A 20,510-nucleotide genomic window follows, 5' to 3' on the forward strand; every position below is an offset into this window, starting at 1 on the left:
TCTACGTTGCCAATAAATCGAGCGGGTGCCACGAGTTTCTTCTCCCCGAGGGGGAGAAGTCCGCGGCAGCGGGATGAGGGGGCAAGCTTCCCGTAAATCTTTACCGTTGCCCCCTCATCCGACCCTTCGGGCCACCTTCTCCCCCTCGGGGAGAAGAAACAAGCGGCGATGCCGAGGCTTTCTGTAGAGACGACAAGACACGAGACCGAACCATGCCACAGCAATTCGACTGGAACGCCGCTTCAACCCTTTCAGAGAGCTTCGTCTGGCAATGGGCGGGCAACGAGCCGGGCGGCGCTGTCATTGGTTTCGATCTCAACGGTATCCGTTTCGCCCATGCGGGCGGTGTCGAAAGCCTCTCCACCTTCGCGCCTTTCACGCCGCAGAGCGTGGTGCGTTATGCCTCCGTCACCAAACATGCCTTCTGTGCCATGGTGCTTGCTCATTCCGATCTGATCGGCCTTGACGATCCACTCGGCAAACATCTGCCGGAGTTGCAGCCGCCGCTCCGCGACGTCACGGTGGGGCAGGCGCTGGATATGAGCGGTGGCCTGCCGGATACGCGTGAATGCCTCTCGCTGCTTGGCCTTTCCGTTTATACCGAAACGAAGGCCGGACCGCTTCTCGATTATCTGTCGCGGCTCACTCGGCTGAATTTCCCTGCCGGCAGCGAGGTTTCCTATTCCAATACGGGCTACCGTTTGGTGGAAGCGGCGCTGGAGCGTCGCGGTTTCCGTTTCGATGATTTCGTGCAGACGCAGATTGCCGGTCCCTTCGGCGTGTTCCTGAAGGCGCCGGATGTCTGGAACGATCCTGTCGACGGGTTGGTGCCGGGTTACTGGAAGGCTGAAGACAACTGGCAGCTTTCGGCCGCCGGTCTGCATATTTCCGCTTCGGGCAGTCTTGCCGGCAGCGCCGAAGCGCTGACCCGCTGGTTGCAGGGGCTGATGCGGGGCGAGGGCAGCTTTGCGGGTGTTCTCAACAGGCTCTCTGCCGAACGTTCGCTGGCCGATGGGCGAATGAGCGAATATGGTCTCGGCCTGCGCTGGTCGCATCTGGGAGACAGGCGCTTCGTCGGCCACGGCGGTTCGCATCCGGGCTACAAGACCTATTTCCTCCTCGATCCGGAAAACGGCACGGGTTTCGTTGTGGTGTCGAACCGCGAGGATACCAACGGCTTCAAGATCGCGCTTGAAAGCATGGCGGCCCTCACCGGCCTGCCTTTGCCCAAGCCGGCCGCCAGCCTGCCGGAAGGCCTTTACGTGACCGAAAGCGGGCCGTGGTGGCTGGAAATCAAGGGCAGCACATCCACCTTCATCGATGGTGACGACACGCTTTATAAAGATGACGATGGCTGGGTATCGTCCCGTTCGGCATCGTCTCCGATGCGCCTCAGGCTAGAGGGTGATGCCATTGTTGGCGAGGCCGGCCACGCCGCTCGCCGCTTCCTGCCGGTCGGCGATCATGCGGTGCCGGATGATCTTTCGGGCTCGTGGCGCTCGGATGAGGGCGCGGAATTTATCATCAGCGGTTCCTCTCTGACGATGGGCATCGGCCCCACGCGCCGGAGCATGCCTCTGAAGGCGCTCGGTAATGGCCGTTTCCTCTTCACGCTGATTGACGGGCCATGGACGAAGCGCGTTTGCCTCAATCGTCTGGGTCATGATCGGATCGAGCTGGTTTCCAGCCGGGCGCGGATGATCGAGTATTCGCGAAGCCGCTAACGACAGAGACCAATCCCGTCGCGCCCGACAAATTCGGCGTCATCTTCGGGCCTGTCCCGGGGATCTGTAAATGTTTGATTTTGTTGACGTGCTTAGATCCTTGCGACAAGCCCAAGGATGACGAGAGCGAGGCTCGGGCTATTTCCTCAACAGTCCGAAGTTTCTAGTGGGTTTCAATCAGCTTCCATTGCTCCTAATAAAGACCATGTTCCCGGCAGGCCGGGACAACATCTTTGTGGGAGAACTGGCCCTTGGAAGTCAAATGGCTCGAGGATTTCCTGGCGTTGGCCGGAACGCTCAATTTCTCGAAGGCGGCGGATGAGCGGCATGTGACGCAATCCGCCTTCAGCCGGCGTATCAAGCAGCTGGAAGCCTGGGTGGGTGCCACGCTGGTTGACCGCGCCTCCTATCCTTCCCGACTGACTGAGGCGGGCGTGAAATTCGTGCCGGTGGCGCAGGAAACGCTGAAGCAGCTTTATCATGCCCGGCGCACGCTTCTTCAAGAAGAGGGGGCGGATGCCAGAACGGTGCGGCTGACGGCGTTGCATACCCTCTCCTTCACCTTCTTTCCCGACTGGCTGAAACGGGTGAACGAGAAGGCCGGGCCGCTGTTTTCGGTTCTGCGGCCGGATTCCGGCAGCATGGAGGAAAATCTCAATTCGCTGGTGGACGGGCAGAGCGATTTTCTTCTGACCTATGCCCATCACGAAGTGCCGATGCTGCTCGATGCGCAGCTTTTCGAGTTTCGCGTGCTCGGTGCGGAAAAGATCATTCCCGTTTCAGCGCCCGCAAAAGACGGTTCACCGCTGCACGCGCTTCAGCAAGATGCGAAAAAACCCTTTGCTTATCTGGACTATGAAAAGGCTTCGTTCTTCGGGCCGTTGCTGCGCGATCTGCTGAGCGCGCGCCTGCCGCAATTCGAGCGGGTGCATGAGGGCAGCATGTCGGTGGGGCTGAAAGCCATGGCGATGGCCGGCTGGGGTGTCGCCTGGGTGCCGGAAAGCCTGATGCGGCACGAGCTGGATAGCGGCGCGCTGGTGCGTGCCGCCGATGACAGTTTCGATATTGCCGTCGATATCCGGCTTTATCGTTCCAAGGAGAACCGCCGGCCCGTTGTCGAGCGTATATGGGCGGTTCTCGAAGGCTGATGTTTGCTTAAATCGCGGTGCGGCGGGCGTTTTCGAGGTAGAGCGCGCGCAAGCGGCTTACCATCGGGCCGGGCTTGCCGTTACCCACCGGCTTGCCGTCGATCTTCGTGACCGAAACCACGAAGTTGGAGGCGCTGGTCAGGCAGGCCTCGTCAGCATTCAGCGCCTCTTCCAGCGTGAAAGGGCGTTCCTCCAGCGTGAAGCCGGCTTCCTTGGCCAGCTGTAGCGCGGCAAGGCGGGTGCAGCCGGGCAGGGTCTTGTTGCTGTTGCCGCGGGTGACGATCTTTTTGTCGCCGGTAATGATATAGGCGGTGGAGGAAGCGCCTTCGGTAACGAAACCATCCTCGATCATCCAGGCTTCGTCACAACCCTCGGCCTTGGCGATGCGCTTGGCCATGACCTGCGGCAGCAGGCAGACGGTCTTGATGTCGCGGCGTTCCCAGCGCTGGTCGGGAACCGATTTGACGGCGATGCCGGCTTCCTCGACCGGGGTGCCGATCAGTTTCTTGGCCTGGGTGAACATGACCAGCGTTGGCTTCAGATCGGCGGAGAAGAGGAAGTTGCGGTCTTCGGCACCTCGCGTCAGCTGCAGGTAGATCATGCCTTCGACGAGGTTGTTGTCGGCAATCAGCCGGCGTTCGGCCTCGACGATCTCCTTGGTCGTAACCGGCAGCGGCACGTCGATTTCGCGGGCGCTGCGCTCCAGCCGGGCCATGTGCAGATCGCTGTCGATCAGCCTGCCTTCCAGAACCGAGGTGACTTCATAAATGCCGTCGCCGAACAGGAAACCGCGGTCGAAGATGGAAAGGCGGGCGTCCGCTTCGGGCAGGAATTCGCCGTTGACGTAAACGATGCGACCGGATTGGCTAGTCATGAAAACTCCGTCTGGAAAAGTCAGGCTGAAAGAAGGGTTTTAAGGGCGTCGATGGAAATGGCCTCGACCGTGGAGACCTTGCCGGTCCCGGCATTAAAGCCGGTTGTCGTTTCTGCGGCGCAGAGCGAATTGAGGATCGCCTCCTCCGTCGCCTCAATCGCTGCTTCGAAGAGCGGCGAAATCGCATCGTTGGAAAGTTCTGGATAGTCTGCGACGGCCTTGCGGCGTGCGGGCGTTCGGCGCAGCCGCTCATCGGTGGAGAATGCCAGCGCATAATCGCCGGAACCATTGCTGAGTGCTGCACCCGTGCGCGCCAGACCGCCGAAGCTTCTGGCCGCCAGACGCTTCAGATTGCGGGAGGAGAGCGGCGCATCGGTTGCCACAATGATAACGATCGAGCCGTCCTTGTCCTTGTGGTCAGGGCTGACATAGGGCGCGCCGCAGACAAGCAGATGGCCGCCGTAGTTCGACTGCACGAGAATGCCGAGCGTGTAGGTCGTTCCGGCGATGGTAACGATGCGGGATGCGGTGCCGATGCCGCCTTTCATGCCGAAGGCCACCGTGCCGGTTCCGGCACCCACGCCGCCCTCGGCCACCGGGCCTGTGGCCGCGTTTTGCAGCGCGGCCGAAATTTCCTCGATGGTTGGGCGGCCGGCACGGATGTCGTTCAGGCGGGAATCGTTGGTTTCGCCAACGACGGCATTGATCGAGACGACTTTCTCATTGCCCGGCTGTGCCAGCGTATGGCGGTTGATCGCCTCGATGGCCCGGCCAGTTGCCAGCGTATTGGTGAGGATGATGGGTGTTTCGAGTTCGCCGAGTTCCTCGATCTGGGTGGAACCCGCAAATTTGCCGAAGCCGTTATAGACGGCGAAGGCGGCGGGCACCTTGTCTTGAAAGAGATTACTGCCATGCGGCAGGATCGCGGTTGCGCCCGTGCGGATCGTGTCGCCTTCGATGACGGTCGAATGGCCGATGGTCACGCCTTCGACATCGGTGATGGCGTTGAGCGGGCCGGTCTCGAAATGGCCGGGCCGGAAACCGATATCGCGCAGTCTCGGGCGGGTCGTCTGATGCATCGGGCGATCACTTTTGCGGAATACGGGCTCAAGGTGGAAAAGGCGCGGCTTGCGAAAAGCTTTGCTCTGACTTGACGTTAGACTACTTCGCCGCGAAACGGCATCGCAAAAATGGAATAGTTTTATGCGGGCAATGGATGCGCTCAGGAGGCGCGCAGCGCGGGTTCGCCTTCACGCTCCAGCCATTGGCGCATCGCGTCTTCCGTCTCTTCGCGCGTCGGTGCGCCGGCCCGGCCGCCGAAGACCGTGCATTTGAGCGCGGCGGCAACGGAGGAGAGGCGGATGGCGGCGCGGCTTTCCATGCCTTCAGCCATCGCAAGTGCGAACGTGCCGTGGAAAATATCGCCTGCCGCCAGCGTGTCCACCGCCTTGACCTGCATCGTCGTCTGGAAATGCACCTTGAGATCGCCGGCCTCCGTCCACCAGCAGCCCGCCGGTCCGGCGGTAACGGCGATGAAGGTTTGCGGGTAGCGGGAATGCAGCATCGGCAGCATGTCCTTCACCGTTTCAAGTCCGGTCAGCCGGGCGGCGGCGGGTTCGGAAAAGACGATATGGGTTGCGGCGGGGGCCAGCTTCTCAAGGGTTTCGATGGGTGCAACATCGCCATCCAGAATGGCCGGTTTGCCAAGCGCGCGTGCCACAGTCAGAACATCGAGCGCCAGTTCCGGCCAGCGCACATCCACCAGGATGGCATCGAAAGGAGCAATATCCTCCGGCGTGCAGGTGCGTTTTTTCTCATGCAGCCGGTGATCGTAAAAAGGCACGATCAGCCGTTCTCCCCGGTCATCGATGATGATTGTCGACAGGGCCGAGCGTGCGCCGGGTGCAACCGTCATGCCTGATGTGTCGATGCCGCTTTCACTGAGATCGCCCAGGATGCGGGTACCGGTTTCGTCATCGCCCACCGCGCCCCAGAGGCTGGCGCGGCCCCCCATGCGATGGACGGCGTAGGCAGCACTCGACGCCATGCCTTCGGCAATCTGCAGCATCTCATAGGGCAGGACCTTGCCTTCGCCCTTCGGCATGTCGTGCACACGAAACAGGGTGTCCAGCACGGCGGCACCCACGCAGAGCACATGCTTGCCGCCCTGTTTGTCTGCCATGCTGTTCACTCCTGTCACCTGTCAGATACGCTTGCCGCTGTCCTTGTCGAACAGATGCACGGTTGCCGGATCGATGGCAATGTGGATCGTATCGCCGAAGCGGACATTGAGGCGCTCGCGGAACAGGCAGGCAATGTCATCGCCCTTGCAATTCAGCTTGGCATAGATTTCCGAGCCGGTGCCTTCGACCAGTTCGACCCGGCCTTCAATGCCACTCTCAGCGGCGCGGATATGTTCCGGCCGCACGCCGTAGACGAGGTCACGGCCGCCCAGCTTGCCGATATCGGCATTGGCGGGCAGCGGCAGGCTGAGGCCCTTCGCCGTGCGGAACACACCTTCCTCCACCCGGCCGCGAATGAAATTCATCGCGGGCGAGCCGATGAAGCCGGCGACGAAGAGGTTGGCGGGATTGTCGTAAAGCTCCAGCGGCGCGCCGATCTGCTCGATGACGCCATCATGCAGCACCACGATCTTGTCGGCCATGGTCATGGCTTCCACCTGGTCGTGGGTGACATAGATGGTGGTGGTGCCGATGCGCTGGTGCATGGCCTTGATCTCGCCGCGCATCTGCACGCGCAGCTTGGCGTCGAGGTTGGAAAGCGGCTCATCGAACAGGAACACCTGCGGATCGCGCACCAGCGCGCGGCCCATGGCGACACGCTGGCGCTGGCCGCCGGAAAGCTGGCGCGGATAGCGGTCCAGCAGCTTTTCCAGCCCCAGAATGGCCGCGGCCCTGTCGACCTTGGCCTTGGTTTCCTCGGCGCTCACCTTCTTCAGCTTCAGCGCGAAGCCCATATTATCCTTGACCGTCATATGCGGATAAAGGGCGTAGTTCTGGAACACCATGGCGATGTCGCGGTCACGGGCGGGCAGGTGGCTGACCTCGCGTGCGCCGATGTGGATTTCGCCGTCGCTCAACTCCTCCAGCCCGGCGATCATGCGCAGCAGGGTGGACTTGCCGCAGCCGGAAGGGCCGACGAGCACGACGAATTCGCCATCCTTGATGTCGATATCGATGCCGTGGATGATGTTGACCGCGCCGAAGCGCTTCTGGACATTTTGGATATTGACCGGTGCCATGTGCAGGTTCCCGTTATGATTTGTTTGGTTCAGCCGCCCTTGACGGCGCCGGCGGTGAGACCCGCCACGATCTGTTTCTGTGCGAACATGGTCAGCAGCAGCACCGGCAGCGTCACGATCAGAGCTGCGGCGGCAAGCGGACCCCAGCTCACCTGTTCGAAGGACAGCATGTTGTAGACCGCGACCGGCAGGGTGCGGGTTTCACGGCTGGCCAGCACGATGCCGAAGACGAAGTTGTTCCACGAGAAGATGACCGCGAGGATGAAGGAGACGACGATGCCGGGCTTGGCAATCGGCAGCGCCACCAGCCGGAACACCTGCCAGGAGGATGCGCCGTCGATGCTTGCCGCCTCTTCCAGCTCTTTAGGCGTGGTCTCGAAATAACCGATCATGATCCAGACGACGATCGGAACCGTCACCACCAGATGGATGATGATCTGTGGCCAGAGCGTGCCGAGCAGGTTCAGCCATTGGAACAGCAGGAACAGCGGAATGAGGAAGGAGAGGCCGGGCGTCATGCGGGCGATCATGATGACCACAGCCGACTTTTCCGCCTTCAGCCGGGCGATGCCGTAACCGGCGGGCACGCCGATGACGAGCGCGAGAATAGTGGCCGCACCGGTGACGAGGACCGAATTCCAGAAATAGAGGAAGAAATTGTTCTCTTCGAACACCTTCACATAGTTCGACCAGGCGAAACGTTCGGGGATCAGGATTGGCGGATAAGCGCCGTTGTCGATTTCATATTTCAGCGACAGCGAGATCATCCACATGAAGAACAGGATGACCGGCGAGATCATCACCAGCGCCACGAAGAACAGGCCGAGCCGGTCGAGATTTCTGCGTTTCAGGATTTTTGCGGACATCAGTGTTCCTCCATCTCGTTCCATTGCGAGCGCTGGCGCACCATCAGAAGCACGAAGGAGAGCGCCACGATGATGATGAAGAAGACGACGGCCATGGCTGAGCCGTAACCGATGTCGTAATAGGCAAACGCCGTATTGTAGAGGTAGATGTTTATAGTTTCCGATGCCGTGCCGGGTCCGCCCTGGGTCATCGCATAGATGATATCGAAGCTTTTGACGGCGTCGATGGAGCGGATGATGACAGCGATCATCAGAAACGGCGCGATCATCGGCATGGTGAGATAACGAAACTTCTGCCAGGCATTGGCGCCGTCGATTTCGGCGCTTTCATAGGGTTCGCGGGGCACTGCGGCGAGCCCGCCGAGCACGATCAGCATGACCAGCGGCGTCCATTGCCAGGTTTCCACCAGCACCAGCGAGGGGATGACGGTGGACTGGTTGTAGATCCATTCCAGCGGGCCGATGCCGATGAAGGAGAGCAGATAGTTCAGGACACCGAGCTGCGGGTGGAACATCATGGTCCAGACGAGCGCGATGGCGACCGGCGTCGCCATCATCGGCATGACGAAGACGCCGCGCAGAAAACCGCGCAGCGGAAACTGCGCATCGAAAACCAGCGCCGCCAATGTTCCGAGGAACAGCGGAGCGACGACCGACAGCACGGTATAGATGAGCGTGTGCCAGAGCGATTCCCAGAACCGGGCGTCGCTGGCGAGCCGGATGTAGTTCTCGAAACCGATAAAGCTCTGCTCCTGTCCGAGCGTCCAGCGATGCGCGCTCATCCAGAGGGTAAAGACCCATGGAAAAACGATTACCGCCGAAATGACGACAAGTGCCGGTATGACGAAGGGCCAGTAGTTGGGAGCAAGCCTTGCCGGCCCGCTCCCTTCTTTACGACTGACGCCTGTTTTGGTGTTTTCGATGCTCACGGAGGCCATTATCCCTCGCTACGCGCCAGAACGGGTGCGAACTGTTCCGTCGCCTTTTTGAGTTCGGCTGCCGGGTCCGCGCCGCCGATCATGTTGGTGAGGCCGACGCCGTAGATATCGCGGAATTCCGTCACCGGAATGATGACGGGCAGCGCAAGCTGCGAGACCTTGCCGGAACCGACGACCGCATCCAGCCAGGCGGCCGGCATCTTCACGCCTTCGCGCACCTTCTGGTCTTCGAGGATGGACTGGCGGAATGGAACGCCGGCACCCGCCTGCAACAGACGCGCGCCCATTTCATGCGAAATCGCCCATTGGCAGAAGAGGTAAGCGGCTTCCTTCTTGCTGCTGGCTTCGACAACACCGAGACCATCGCCGAAAGTGCCGGCGGCCTGGGTTGCCGGGCCCTTCGGCATGACGCCGTAACCGACCTTGCCGACGACGCGGGATTTTTCCGGGTTTTCGATTGGCGGCGCAAAACCGACGCCATCGAACCACATGCCGATCTTGCCCTGGAGGAAGGCCGACTGCGCTTCCGCCCAGTTGAAGCCGGAGACGCCGGGAGGGGCGGCCTTGGTCATCAGGCGCTGATAGAGCTTGGCGGCTTCCACCGCTTCCTTGGATTCGGTGTTGACCTTTCCGTCCGCGCCGATGGGCTTTGCGCCATAACCCAGCATCAGCGAGGTCCAGACCGGGGTATTGGCGTTCTTCAGGCCACGGGCAACGAAACCATAGGTGTTGGTTGCGGGATCGGTGATCTTTTCCGCCGCCGTCACCAGTTCCTCAAAGGTCTCAGGGTATTTCAGGCCCTTGGCTTCGAAGAGCTCCTTGTTCCAGTAGACGATCCAGTAATCCACCGAGAAGGGCAGCGAGCGCAGCACGCCGTCGCTATCCTTGGCAAACAGCATACCTGCCTCGGCAAAATCCTTCTCCGCAAGCGAAGGATCGGTCAGCGACGGGTCCTTCAGGAAGCCGCTGATATCGGCAAGCCATTTGCCCTTTTCGAATTGGCGCTTCTGAACGTGGTAGCTCAGATGCACCACATCGAAGCTCGGCTTGCCGGAGGAAAGCTCGATCACGACCTTCTGGCGCTGCTGCTGTTCCGGGGTGGCTTCGGCATTGACCTTGATGCCGGTCAGTTCTTCAAATTCGCCGAGATATTTGATCAGCGTTTCGCTGCGTGGGCTTTTGACGAGATTGACCTCAAGCGTGGTGCCGGCGTGTTTTTTCCAGTTCACCGCTGCCGATGCCGGGCGAATGCCGAGCATCGCGCCGCCGCCAAGCGCCGCCGTGCCTGCCAGAAAGGCGCGACGCGTGGGGTTGAGCAATGAATGCGTCATGTCAGTTCTCCTCCAGATTAGCCGGAAATTCTCCTCACCCCGGCTTGTTGCTTATTTTCCTGCAATCCCGGCGCAGAACCTCTTCAGTTCCTGCCGGAATTGCCTTAAACCGCCAGCGCCCTGTCCCTTGCGTTGCGGATATGGGCGGTCAGCCGCTCCACGGCGTCTTCGACGGATCGCCTCTCGATGGCCTCGAGAATGGCGAGATGTTCCTTCATCACCGACTTTACGTGGCCGGCGATGCGGAAGCGCTCCTGATTGATAAGGCGCATCTTGATGGAATTGACCCGGTAGGCGTTCGAGATGATCGAATTGCCGAGCGCATCGATGAAGGCATCGTGCATGCCCCAGTCCACCTGCTGCGCATGCTCGTCCAGTTCCGGCGATTCCCCGCCATTTTCAGCCGCTTCGGCAATGTCGCGATGCTGTTTTAAAAGCTTTGCGATTGCCTCGTCGGAGGCCGAGCGGGTAAAAAGCGCGACAGCCTCCTTTTCGAGAAAGATGCGGAACTGGAACGCCTCGCGGATGAGGTTGATGTCGATATGGGCGACCTGCAACCCCCGTTGCGGCACGGTCTTGATCAGCCCTTCCGCCTCCAGCCGCGGAATCGCCTCCCGGATCGCGCCGAGCGGCAAGCCGGTCAGTTCCACGAGGCGGCGTTGCGAGATGAATTGTCCCGGGCGAACGTCGCGCGAGAGAAGGTGATGCGTAAAGCTCTCATACGCCCGTTCCCGCAATGTCTGTTCGCCGGTATCTTCCATGCTCAACCTTTCAAGGTCTGTTCAGGCGGCCTGTTTGCGAAACAGCGCATCGAACGCGCCTTCGATCTGCCGCCGGCCCTCCGGTGAAATGGCGACGAGCGGTGCGCGCACGTCCGACCAGATATTTTCTCCTGTCGTGTGTGATACCAGCACCTTGACCGCTGGTGTAACCGGGAATTTCAGAAGTTCCACAACAAGATCTTCGACGCGCTTGTCGTCCTTGCCGTCAACGGCCATCGCACGGACTTCCTGTGTCAGGAAATTGGCGACGCCGGAGATCGCGCCCTGACCGCCGAGGCGAACACCCTTCGCCAGATCGCGCTCATCGCCTATCAGGATGGCGAGATCGCCATGTTCTTTCAGCAGGCGCTCGGTATGGCTCCAGTTGCCGGAGGAATCCTTGACGCCGGTGACGATGCCGGGGAATGCCTTTTTCAGCCGTCCAACCAGCTCGACCGACAATGTCACCATGGTCACGGAAGGGATGTTGTAGACGAGAATGTCGCGTGCATCCTTGCCGATTTTTTCGAACACCGCCGAGAACCAGGCAAACAGGCCGTCATCGCCGACATTCTTGAAATAGGAGGGTGGTGCGAGAAGAATATTGCGGGCGCCGGCCTTCAGGGCCTCCGCCGACTGGTCGGCGGCGTCCTCGATGGAATCCACCAGAACGCCGGTGACCAGACGGGAAGGCGCAACGCCGGCCTCGATGAAGCGGGAAAGAATGACCTGCCGTTCACGGCTGCCGACGGAGCATCCTTCGCCCGTGGTGCCGAAGAGTGTCACGCTGTCGCAGCCATTTTCAAGGCAGCGTCTGGCATGGGCGATCATGGCGTCGATATCGACCGTTCCGTCCTTTTTGAAAGGAGTGGTCAGGGCTGCCGAAAGGCCAAATTTCTGGGTCAAGTAAGATGCTCCTCGAAGGTGATTGCGCATTGATAACGCGCTGACATGTTAGTTGTAAAGAGGTAATTGCAGTTTGATTGTTCGGAAGACGGGGATCGGGGAATTCGCTTCGTCGTGCGTTGAGCGGCAATGCTGCGAGGCGTTGGGATGGAAGGGTTGTACAGGGGCAGGGAGGCTGCTTTACCGTGGCGACAGCGGGCTTATGCTCTTTGCAGGGCGAGCGGATAAATGCGAAAATAAAATTTGACTGTTGGAGTAAAGATTTTTATCAGCAATCTGAATATTAGGGATAAAGGGACCATCATCATGACCATTGCGGAGCCGTCAGCGCCTGTAGCAGACATTGAGCAGAGCCGCGTCAAGCGCCTGAAAGCTGCGACGCGCGGCGCGCATGGCGATCTCGATGCCTTCATCATGGCATCGAAGCCGTTCGAGAGCCGGGAGAACTTCGGCAAATTCGTGGAAACGCAATATCTTTTCCATCGTGACCTCGATGTCTTCTTTTCCAATGCGACGCTCGATGGCCTGCTTCCTGATCTCAAGGGCCGCCGCCGTCTCTCCATGATCGAGCAGGACCTTGCCGATCTCGGTCTTGCCATTCCCGAAACCGCCGAGCCGCGCTTCACCGGTGAAATGCCGTTCGATCTGCCGGAGGCCATGGGTTGGCTTTATGTGGTTGAAGGCTCCAATCTGGGCGCTGCTTTCCTGCTGAAGGATGCGGCCAAGCTTGGTCTGAATGAAGACTTCGGCGCGCGCCATCTGGCCGGCGCTCCGGAAGGGCGCGGCCTGCACTGGCGCACTTTCACCGCCGCTCTCGATGAGATTTCGCTGACGGTCGAAGAGGAAGAGCGGGTCATCGCCGGTGCGGAAGCCGCTTTCCGGGCCGTGCATGCCTATGCGCGGCAACGCCTCGCCTGAGATTTCGGCATAGCTTTGCGATTCTTGTTCTCATCGCGCAGACGTGCCCCGTGGCACGTGTGTGTTCGATTGAGTCGTAAAATCCCTGCACCGTCACCCCGGACTTGAACCGGGGTCCAGTGCGATCAAGTCCTTGATCGCGAAAGGCTCCTCTCACGGCGCAGACGCGCCGTGGCTGGATGCCGGCTCAAGGCCGGCATGACGGAGGGAGGTTTTGGGATGCCGCGCAACGCTCCGCGACCGATATAAGAGCCGCCCATTTCCCGCAGATTGCGTTCGATATTTGCCGAATAAACAGGCAAATAATTTTATCGAATGATAAAATTTTTATCTTTTGGTAAAAATAATTCGCCTCCAAAATTTTATCCATTTGATAAAATTATTTTATTTGGTCTGGCACAGAACCTGCTACTCTTTTGCCAAGTCAGGAGACACCTGATGCAAAAAAGGGAACAGCAAGATGGAAGTTGGTGTTTTTATCCCGATCGGGAACAATGGTTGGCTGCTGTCAGAAAACGCGCCGCAATACAAACCGAGCTTCGACCTGAACAAGGCGATCACCTTGAAGGCGGAGCAATATGGTTTCGACTTCGCGCTCTCGATGATCAAGCTGCGCGGCTTTGGCGGCAAGACCGAGTTCTGGGACTATAATCTGGAATCCTTCACGCTGATGGCGGGCCTTGCCGCTGTCACCTCCAAGATCAAGCTGTTCGGCACGGCCGCAACGCTGGTCATGCCGCCGGCCATCGTAGCCCGCATGGCGACGACCATCGATTCCATTTCCGGCGGCCGTTTCGGCATCAATCTTATTACCGGCTGGCAGCGGCCGGAATATAGCCAGATGGGGCTCTGGCCGGGCGACGATTATTTCGGTGATCGTTATGAATATCTCGGCGAATATACGACAGTCCTCAAGGAATTGCTGACGGAGGGCCAGTCGGACTACAAGGGCAAGTTCTTCCAGATGGAGGATTGCCGTATGAAGCCGGTGCCGCAGGGCGACGTCAAACTCATCTGCGCCGGCTCTTCCAATTCCGGCATGGCGTTTTCGGCCAAGTTCGCCGATTACAGCTTCTGCTTCGGTGTCGGCGTCAACACGCCAAAGGCCTTTGCGCCCACCAATGAGCGGCTTCTGGCGGCAACGGAAAAGAGCGGTCGCGAGGTTAAATCCGTCGTGCTGACCATGATCCTTGCCGAGGAAAAATCCGAGGATGCCTGGGCGAAGTGGGAGCATTACAAAGCGGGTGCCGATGAGGATGCGATCAAGTGGCTCGGCCTGCAAAGCGCTGTCGACACCAAATCCGGCTCCGACACCAATGTTCGCCACATGTCCAATCCCGTTTCGGCGGTCAATATCAACATGGGAACGCTGATCGGCTCCTATGAGGAAGTGGCGGCGATGCTGGACGAGATGAGCGAAGTGCCGGGAACGGGCGGCGTGATGCTGACCTTCGACGACTTCCTCGAAGGCGTCGAGAAATTCGGCAAATATGTGCAGCCGCTGATGAAGAGCCGCGCGCATGTTCAGGCTGCACTGGAGGCTGCGGAATGAGTGAAGCCGTCGTGGCGGGTTACAAGGGGCCGGAAAGCCGTTCGGAAAGTGTGACGCTTCCCGCAAGGCCGGAGCCGATCACCCTGAAACCCAGCGAGACCGCCGTTGTCGTGGTCGACATGCAGAACGCCTATTCGACCGAGGGCGGTTATGTCGATCTGGCCGGTTTCGATATTTCCGGGGCCAAGGGTACCATCGCCAACATCAAGAAGACGCTGGATGCCGCGCGGGCGGCGGGTGTTCAGGTCATTTATTTCCAGAATGGCTGGGACAAGGATTATGTCGAGGCGGGCGGCCCGGGTTCGCCCAACTGGCACAAATCCAACGCCCTGAAGACCATGCGCAAAAGGCCGGAGTTGCAGGGCCAGCTGTTGGCCAAGGGCACGTGGGACTATGCCATTGTCGACGAGCTTCAGCCGCAGCCCGGGGATATTCTGGTGCCGAAGACGCGATACAGCGGTTTCTTCAATACCAATATGGACAGCGTGCTGCGCGCCCGCGGCATCCGCAATCTGGTCTTTGTCGGCATCGCCACCAATGTCTGCGTGGAAAGCTCACTGCGCGACGCCTTCCACCTCGAATATTTCGGGGTGATGCTGGAGGACGCCACCCATCATCTCGGGCCGGACTATATCCAGCAGGCGACGGTCTACAATGTCGAGAAGTTTTTCGGCTGGGTGGCCACCGTCAATGATTTCTGCGGTGTCATCTCGCAGGCCGCACCCGTCACCGATTGATTGAGAAAAACAAAGAGGAGAACGAAATGCCGAAAAAGATCATCGTACCTGTTGGCACCAGCAAACCCATCGCTCCCTTTTCGCCGGGAACCCTTGCCGATGGCGTGGTTTACGTTTCCGGCACGCTGCCCTTCGACAAGGACAATAATGTCGTGCATGTGGGCGATGCCAGCGCGCAGACCCGCCATGTTCTGGAAACCATCAAGTCCGTCATCGAAACCGCCGGCGGCACGATGGAGGACGTGACGATGAACCACATCTTCATCACCGACTGGGCGAATTATCAGGCCGTCAACACGGTCTATGCCGAATATTTCCCCGGCGACAAGCCGGCGCGTTATTGCATCCAATGCGGTCTTGTAAAGCCAGACGCGCTGGTGGAAATCGCCACCGTCGCCCATATCGGCAAATAGGGCGAAACGGCAGATGATGCATTTCGAGGTTCATGGCCTGACTGATCCTGAGGCGCCCACCATCCTGCTGTCATCGGGGCTGGGCGGATCGGGCGCCTATTGGACGCCGCAGATCGAAGTCCTTGCCGATCATTTCCGGATCGTCACCTACGACCATCGCGGAGCCGGCAGGACCGGCGGTGAGGTGCCGCTGGAGGGCGGCATATCGGCGATGGCGGATGATGTGCTGGAAATCGTCTCGGCGCTGACCCTCGAGAAATTCCACTTCATGGGCCATGCGCTTGGCGGTCTGATCGGCCTCGATATCGCGCTGCGCAGGCCCGGCCTTATCGACAGGCTTGTTCTCATCAATGCCTGGAGCAAGGCGGATCCGCATTCCGGGCGCTGCTTCGATGTGCGGATCGAGCTTCTGGAGAAATCCGGCGTTGAGGCTTTCGTCAAAGCCCAGCCGCTGTTTCTTTATCCGGCCGCCTGGATGTCGGACCATCAGGAGCGGCTGGCGCGGGACGATGCCCATGGCGTCGCGCATTTTCAGGGCAAGGGGAATGTGCTTCGGCGCATCGCGGCACTGAGGGCCTTTGACGTCGATAGTCGCCTCGGCGAGATCGGCAATCCGGTTCTGGTGGTGGGCACGAAAGACGATCTCCTGGTGCCCTACACCCGCTCCGTGCGTCTCGCTGAGGGTTTGCCGCAGGGGGAACTCTGCCTTCTCGATTTCGGGGCGCATGCGGTCAATATTACTGAAGCTGACCTTTTCAATGCCCGGCTTTTGCAGTTTCTGCTACCGGCAACACGAACATTCTGACGGGATTTTTAGGACAATGACCACAGCACTCGACGACAAGGCACTTGCAGCACTTTTCACCGCGGCGCGCACCCACAATGGCTGGGCTGACAAGCCGGTCGGCGACGAGACGCTGAGAGAGCTTTACGATCTGACGAAGATGGGTCCGACCTCAGCCAATTGCTCGCCGGGACGTTTCGTGTTCGTGCGCAGCCAGGAAGCGAAAGAAAAACTGCGGCCAGCGCTTTCGTCGGGCAATCTCGAAAAGACGATGGCAGCACCCGTCACCGTGATTGCCGCCATCGACCGCGAATTTTACGAGAAACTGCCGATGCTGTTTCCGCATGCCGATGCCCGTTCGTGGTTCACCTCCAGCCCGGCCGTGGCCGAGGAAACGGCCTTCCGCAATGCCACTTTGCAGGCGGGTTATCTCATCCTAGCAGCCCGCTCGTTGGGACTTGATACCGGGGCGATGTCCGGTTTCGACAAAGGCAAGGTGGATGCGGCGTTTTTCGCAGGCACGACGTGGAAGTCCAATTTCCTGATCAATCTCGGCTATGGCGATCCGTCGAAGCTTTTCGGACGGTTGCCCCGCCTTGGCTTCGAAGACGCCTGTGTGCTGGCTTGATGGCCTGTTAAGGAAGGATGGGTTAGATGCAGATGATGTCTCTTGAAAAGGAAGCGGAAATGGAGACGAAGACTGCACAGCAGCGCAGCCTCGATTATAGAAACGCCATGGCGCGGCTCGGTGCGGCGGTCAATATCGTCACCACGGACGGGGCGGCAGGCCGTGCAGGCTTTGCAGCGACGGCGGTTTGCAGCGTTTCCGACAATCCGCCCACCCTTCTTATCTGCCTCAACCGCAATTCTTCCGCTTACAGGGTGGTGAAGGCCAATGGCGTCGTCTGCGTCAACACGCTCGCCGCCCATCACGAGGTGCTGAGCACGCTTTTCGGCGGCAAGACGCCGGCGGAAGAGCGTTTCGCCGCCGGGAGCTGGGGTGTGCTTGAAACCGGCGCGCCGGTTCTGGAGGACGCGCTTGTCTCTTTCGACTGCCGCATCCGTGAGGCGCATGACGGCGGCACGCATGATATTCTGATCTGCGAGGTTGTGGATATGAAGATCAATGAAGGCGATGAGGCGCTGATGTATTTCAACCGGCGTTACCGGGTGCTTTGATCCAGCGGGAGTTTTTCCTCTCGGACTATAGAAAGGGCGTTTCCGGCCTCCCGGAAACGCCCTTTTCATTTACTTGATCAGCGGCAGAAGATCGTTGATCGACTTCTTGGCGTCGCCGTAAAACATCCGGGTATTGTCCTTGTAGAACAGCGGATTCTCGATACCGGAGTAACCGGTGCCCTGGCCGCGCTTGGAGACGATGACAAGTTTGGACTTCCACACTTCCAGAACCGGCATGCCCGCAATCGGCGAGTTGGGATCGTCCTGGGCGGCCGGATTGACGATGTCGTTGGAGCCGATGACGATGACGACGTCGGTATTGGGGAAGTCGTCGTTGATCTCGTCCATTTCCAGCACGATGTCGTAAGGCACCTTGGCCTCGGCCAGCAGTACGTTCATGTGGCCGGGAAGGCGGCCTGCGACCGGGTGGATGGCGAAGCGCACGGTCTTTCCGTCGGCGCGCAGCTTGCGGGTCAGTTCGGAGACCGCGGCCTGCGCCTGCGCCACCGCCATGCCGTAGCCGGGAACGATGATGACGCTGTCGGCGTCATTCAGCGCGGCCGCCACGCCTTCGGCGTCGATCGCCACCTGCTCGCCCTCGATTTCCATCGCCGGACCCGTCGTGCCGCCGAAGCCGCCGAGGATGACCGAGATGAAGGAGCGGTTCATCGCCTTGCACATGATGTAGGAGAGGATCGCACCCGAGGAGCCGACCAGCGCACCGGTGACGATCAGCAGATCGTTGCCGAGCGTGAAGCCGATTGCTGCGGCCGCCCAGCCGGAATAGCTGTTCAGCATCGAAACGACGACAGGCATGTCGGCGCCGCCGATGCCCATGATCAGGTGATAACCGATGAAGAAGGCGGCAAGCGTCATCAGCACCAGCGTCCAAGCGCCGGCGCCGTTGCAATACATGATGAGCAGCACCAGCGACAGGATCGCAGCGCCGGCATTGAGCAAATGTCCGCCCGGCAGCTTCTTCGCCTTGCCGTCCACCTTGCCGGCAAGCTTGCCGAAGGCGACGACGGAGCCAGTGAAGGTGACTGCACCGATGAAGACGCCAAGGAAGACCTCGACCTTCATGATCGCCAGTTCCACCGGCGTCTTGTGGGCGAGAATGGCGGAAAAGCCCGTCAGCAGCGAACGCGCGGTCTCATCGAGCGAGGCGACATGCGCTTCCTCGATATGGGCGTTGAAGCCGATGAAGACGGCGGCGAGGCCGACGAAGGAGTGAAGGGCTGCAACAAGCTGCGGCATTTCGGTCATCTGCACGCGGCTTGCGACGAAGTAGCCGAGAACGGAGCCGCCCGCCAGCATCAGGAGTACGACGAGCCACTGCCCGACGCCCTTGCTGATCTCAGGGCCGAAGACGGTGGCGACGATGGCGAGACCCATGCCGACAATGCCGTACCAGACGGCGCGTTTGGCGCTTTCCTGTCCGGAAAGGCCACCAAGAGAAAGGATGAAAAGAACGGCTGCGGCAACATAGGCCGCGGAAACGATACCAATGGTCATTGAATGTCCCCTACACGGCTCAGGACTTCTGGAACATGGCGAGCATGCGCCGTGTCACGAGGAAACCGCCGACGATGTTGATCGTCGCGATCAGGACGGAAAGCGAGGCGAGGATCACCACCAGCCAGTCGCCGGAACCGATCTGCAGCAATGCGCCGATGATGACGATGCCGGAAATCGCGTTCGTCACCGCCATCAGCGGCGTGTGCAGCGAATGGCTGACATTCCAGATGACCTGGAAACCGACGAAGCAGGCCAGCACGAAAACGATAAAGTGGCTCATGAAGCTTGCCGGTGCGAAAGCGCCCACCAGAAGCAGGATCGCCGTACCGACGGCGAGCAGGCCGACCTGGCTTTTCGTCTGCGCCTTGAAGTCCGCGTGTTCCTTGGCGTGCTTTTCCTCAGGCGTGAGTTCTTTTGCTCTTTCCTTCGGCTTCTGCGCGGCAATCGCCTGAATTTTCGGCGGCGGCGGGGGGAAGGTAATTTCACCCTGATAGGTGACCGTCGCACCGCGGATGACGTCGTCTTCCATGTTGTGAACCGGCTTGCCGTCCTTTGCGGGCGTCAGATCGGTCATCATGTGGCGGATGTTGGTGGAATAGAGCGTCGAGGCCTGTGTGGCCATACGGCTCGGGAAATCCGTGTAGCCGATGACGATGACGCCATTCTCTGAGACGACACGGCTGTCGGGAACCGTGAGGTCGCAATTGCCGCCGCGTTCGGCGGCCAGGTCGACGATGACCGAACCCGGCTTCATCATCGCCACCATGTCGGCGAGCCACAGTTTCGGGGCGTCGCGGCCCGGAATGAGCGCCGTGGTAATGACGATATCGATCTGCGGCGCGAGTTCGCGGAATTTTTCGAGCTGCTTTTCGCGGAATTCCGGCGAGGAGGGGGCGGCATAACCGCCGGTGGCCGCGCCATCCTGCTGCTGGTCGGCGAAATCGAGATAGACGAATTGCGCGCCCATGGATTCGATCTGTTCGGCCACTTCCGGGCGAACGTCGAAGGCATAAGTGATGGCGCCGAGCGATGTGGCCGTGCCGATGGCGGCAAGACCGGCGACGCCTGCGCCGATGACCAGCACCTTGGCGGGCGGCACCTTGCCGGCGGCGGTGACCTGACCGGTGAAGAAGCGGCCGAAATTATTGCCGGCCTCGATGACCGCGCGATAACCGGCGATATTGGCCATGGAGGACAGGGCGTCCATCTTCTGGGCACGGGAAATGCGCGGCACCATGTCCATGGCGATGACACTTGCGCCCTTTTCCTTCGCCTGCTCCAGAAGGTCCTTGTTCTGAGCGGGATAGAAGAACGAGATCAGCGTCTTGTCCGAAGACAGGCGATCAATCTCCGACGTTTCCGGCGGACGAACCTTGGCGATGATGTCGGAGCCGGCGTAAAGCGCATCGGCGCTGTCGACGATCGTCACACCGGCTGCGCGATAGGCGTCGTCGGAAAAACCCGCCGCCTTGCCTGCACCGGTTTCAAGAATGCAATCATATCCGAGTTTCTGCAATGCCTGGGCGCTGTCGGGCGTCATGCCGACGCGCGCCTCGCCCTCATATAATTCCTTAGGTGTCCCGATTCTCAAAATGGCTC

20 protein-coding genes are annotated in these 20,510 nt (G+C 60.0%); 9 read left to right on the plus strand and 11 right to left on the minus strand.

Annotated elements, in window-relative coordinates; all coding sequences use genetic code 11:
• Window positions 1-212: 212 nt before the first annotated feature.
• The gene (locus BTE54_RS04570) at window positions 213-1,724 is read left to right on the plus strand and encodes a serine hydrolase domain-containing protein (protein WP_078051640.1); all 1,512 of its coding nucleotides are present in this window, start codon (window positions 213-215) and stop codon (window positions 1,722-1,724) included.
• 251 nt (window positions 1,725-1,975) lie between these two features.
• On the plus strand, window positions 1,976-2,872 hold the full coding sequence (locus BTE54_RS04575; RefSeq protein WP_078051641.1) for a LysR substrate-binding domain-containing protein: 897 nt from the start codon (window positions 1,976-1,978) through the stop codon (window positions 2,870-2,872).
• Between the two features lie 7 nt (window positions 2,873-2,879).
• Here the strand turns inward: BTE54_RS04575 and BTE54_RS04580 are convergent, their stop codons facing one another.
• From BTE54_RS04580 to BTE54_RS04620, 9 genes are all read right to left on the minus strand, one after another.
• Window positions 2,880-3,746: a D-amino-acid transaminase gene (locus tag BTE54_RS04580; protein WP_078051642.1), complete on the minus strand. Its 867-nt coding sequence runs from the start codon at window positions 3,744-3,746 to the stop codon at window positions 2,880-2,882.
• 20 nt (window positions 3,747-3,766) lie between these two features.
• A complete protein-coding gene (locus tag BTE54_RS04585) occupies window positions 3,767-4,825 on the minus strand; it encodes a P1 family peptidase (protein ID WP_078051643.1) in 1,059 nt (352 codons plus the stop codon).
• A gap of 143 nt (window positions 4,826-4,968) precedes the next feature.
• Window positions 4,969-5,928 carry a sugar kinase gene (locus tag BTE54_RS04590; RefSeq protein WP_078051644.1) on the minus strand — a complete coding sequence of 320 codons (960 nt, stop codon included), beginning with the start codon at window positions 5,926-5,928 and terminating at the stop codon, window positions 4,969-4,971.
• A 21-nt stretch (window positions 5,929-5,949) separates the two neighbouring features.
• A complete protein-coding gene (ugpC, locus tag BTE54_RS04595; protein WP_078051645.1) occupies window positions 5,950-7,008 on the minus strand; it encodes a sn-glycerol-3-phosphate ABC transporter ATP-binding protein UgpC in 1,059 nt (352 codons plus the stop codon).
• A gap of 29 nt (window positions 7,009-7,037) precedes the next feature.
• Entirely contained in the window at window positions 7,038-7,859 is an 822-nt protein-coding gene (locus BTE54_RS04600; RefSeq protein WP_174039668.1) for a carbohydrate ABC transporter permease, read from the minus strand.
• Window positions 7,860-7,873: 14 nt separating this feature from the next.
• A complete protein-coding gene (locus tag BTE54_RS04605) occupies window positions 7,874-8,812 on the minus strand; it encodes a sugar ABC transporter permease (protein WP_078051647.1) in 939 nt (312 codons plus the stop codon).
• Entirely contained in the window at window positions 8,812-10,143 is a 1,332-nt protein-coding gene (locus BTE54_RS04610; RefSeq protein ID WP_065655582.1) for a sugar ABC transporter substrate-binding protein, read from the minus strand. Before BTE54_RS04610 ends, BTE54_RS04605 begins: the two co-directional genes overlap by 1 nt.
• Window positions 10,144-10,247: 104 nt before the next feature.
• Entirely contained in the window at window positions 10,248-10,904 is a 657-nt protein-coding gene (locus BTE54_RS04615; protein ID WP_065655581.1) for a GntR family transcriptional regulator, read from the minus strand.
• Between the two features lie 21 nt (window positions 10,905-10,925).
• Entirely contained in the window at window positions 10,926-11,810 is an 885-nt protein-coding gene (locus BTE54_RS04620; protein ID WP_078051648.1) for a dihydrodipicolinate synthase family protein, read from the minus strand.
• Between the two features lie 306 nt (window positions 11,811-12,116).
• Between BTE54_RS04620 and BTE54_RS04625 the strand changes: the two genes are divergently transcribed.
• The 7 genes from BTE54_RS04625 (at window position 12,117) to rutF (ending at window position 17,393) form a co-directional block, all read left to right on the plus strand.
• Window positions 12,117-12,728: a biliverdin-producing heme oxygenase gene (locus BTE54_RS04625; protein WP_078051649.1), complete on the plus strand. Its 612-nt coding sequence runs from the start codon at window positions 12,117-12,119 to the stop codon at window positions 12,726-12,728.
• A gap of 460 nt (window positions 12,729-13,188) precedes the next feature.
• Complete coding sequence (rutA, locus tag BTE54_RS04630; protein ID WP_065655578.1) at window positions 13,189-14,280, plus strand: pyrimidine utilization protein A; 1,092 nt, start codon at window positions 13,189-13,191, stop codon at window positions 14,278-14,280.
• On the plus strand, window positions 14,277-15,017 hold the full coding sequence (gene rutB, locus BTE54_RS04635; RefSeq protein WP_060723695.1) for a pyrimidine utilization protein B: 741 nt from the start codon (window positions 14,277-14,279) through the stop codon (window positions 15,015-15,017). The genes rutA and rutB overlap by 4 nt, the downstream gene beginning before the upstream one ends.
• A 26-nt stretch (window positions 15,018-15,043) precedes the next feature.
• Window positions 15,044-15,430, plus strand: coding sequence for a pyrimidine utilization protein C (gene rutC / locus BTE54_RS04640; protein WP_004443491.1), 387 nt, complete (start codon window positions 15,044-15,046; stop codon window positions 15,428-15,430).
• A 13-nt stretch (window positions 15,431-15,443) separates the two neighbouring features.
• Window positions 15,444-16,235: a pyrimidine utilization protein D gene (gene rutD / locus BTE54_RS04645; RefSeq protein ID WP_198939072.1), complete on the plus strand. Its 792-nt coding sequence runs from the start codon at window positions 15,444-15,446 to the stop codon at window positions 16,233-16,235.
• A 16-nt stretch (window positions 16,236-16,251) separates the two neighbouring features.
• Window positions 16,252-16,842, plus strand: a complete 591-nt coding sequence (locus tag BTE54_RS04650; protein WP_059760057.1) for a malonic semialdehyde reductase — start codon at window positions 16,252-16,254, stop codon at window positions 16,840-16,842.
• A 26-nt stretch (window positions 16,843-16,868) separates the two neighbouring features.
• Entirely contained in the window at window positions 16,869-17,393 is a 525-nt protein-coding gene (gene rutF / locus BTE54_RS04655) for an NADH-dependent FMN reductase RutF (protein WP_065655575.1), read from the plus strand.
• 69 nt (window positions 17,394-17,462) lie between these two features.
• Here the strand turns inward: rutF and BTE54_RS04660 are convergent, their stop codons facing one another.
• Together BTE54_RS04660 and BTE54_RS04665 are read right to left on the minus strand one after the other, a co-directional pair.
• Window positions 17,463-18,908 (minus strand): NAD(P)(+) transhydrogenase (Re/Si-specific) subunit beta, encoded by a 1,446-nt coding sequence (locus BTE54_RS04660; RefSeq protein ID WP_003522629.1) that lies wholly within the window; start codon window positions 18,906-18,908, stop codon window positions 17,463-17,465.
• Window positions 18,909-18,927: 19 nt separating this feature from the next.
• Window positions 18,928-20,502 (minus strand): Re/Si-specific NAD(P)(+) transhydrogenase subunit alpha, encoded by a 1,575-nt coding sequence (locus BTE54_RS04665; RefSeq protein ID WP_078051650.1) that lies wholly within the window; start codon window positions 20,500-20,502, stop codon window positions 18,928-18,930.
• Window positions 20,503-20,510 lie beyond the last annotated feature (8 nt).

It is taken from the genome of Agrobacterium sp. YIC 4121, from assembly GCF_002008205.1.
GTDB classification, from domain to species: domain Bacteria; phylum Pseudomonadota; class Alphaproteobacteria; order Rhizobiales; family Rhizobiaceae; genus Agrobacterium; species Agrobacterium leguminum.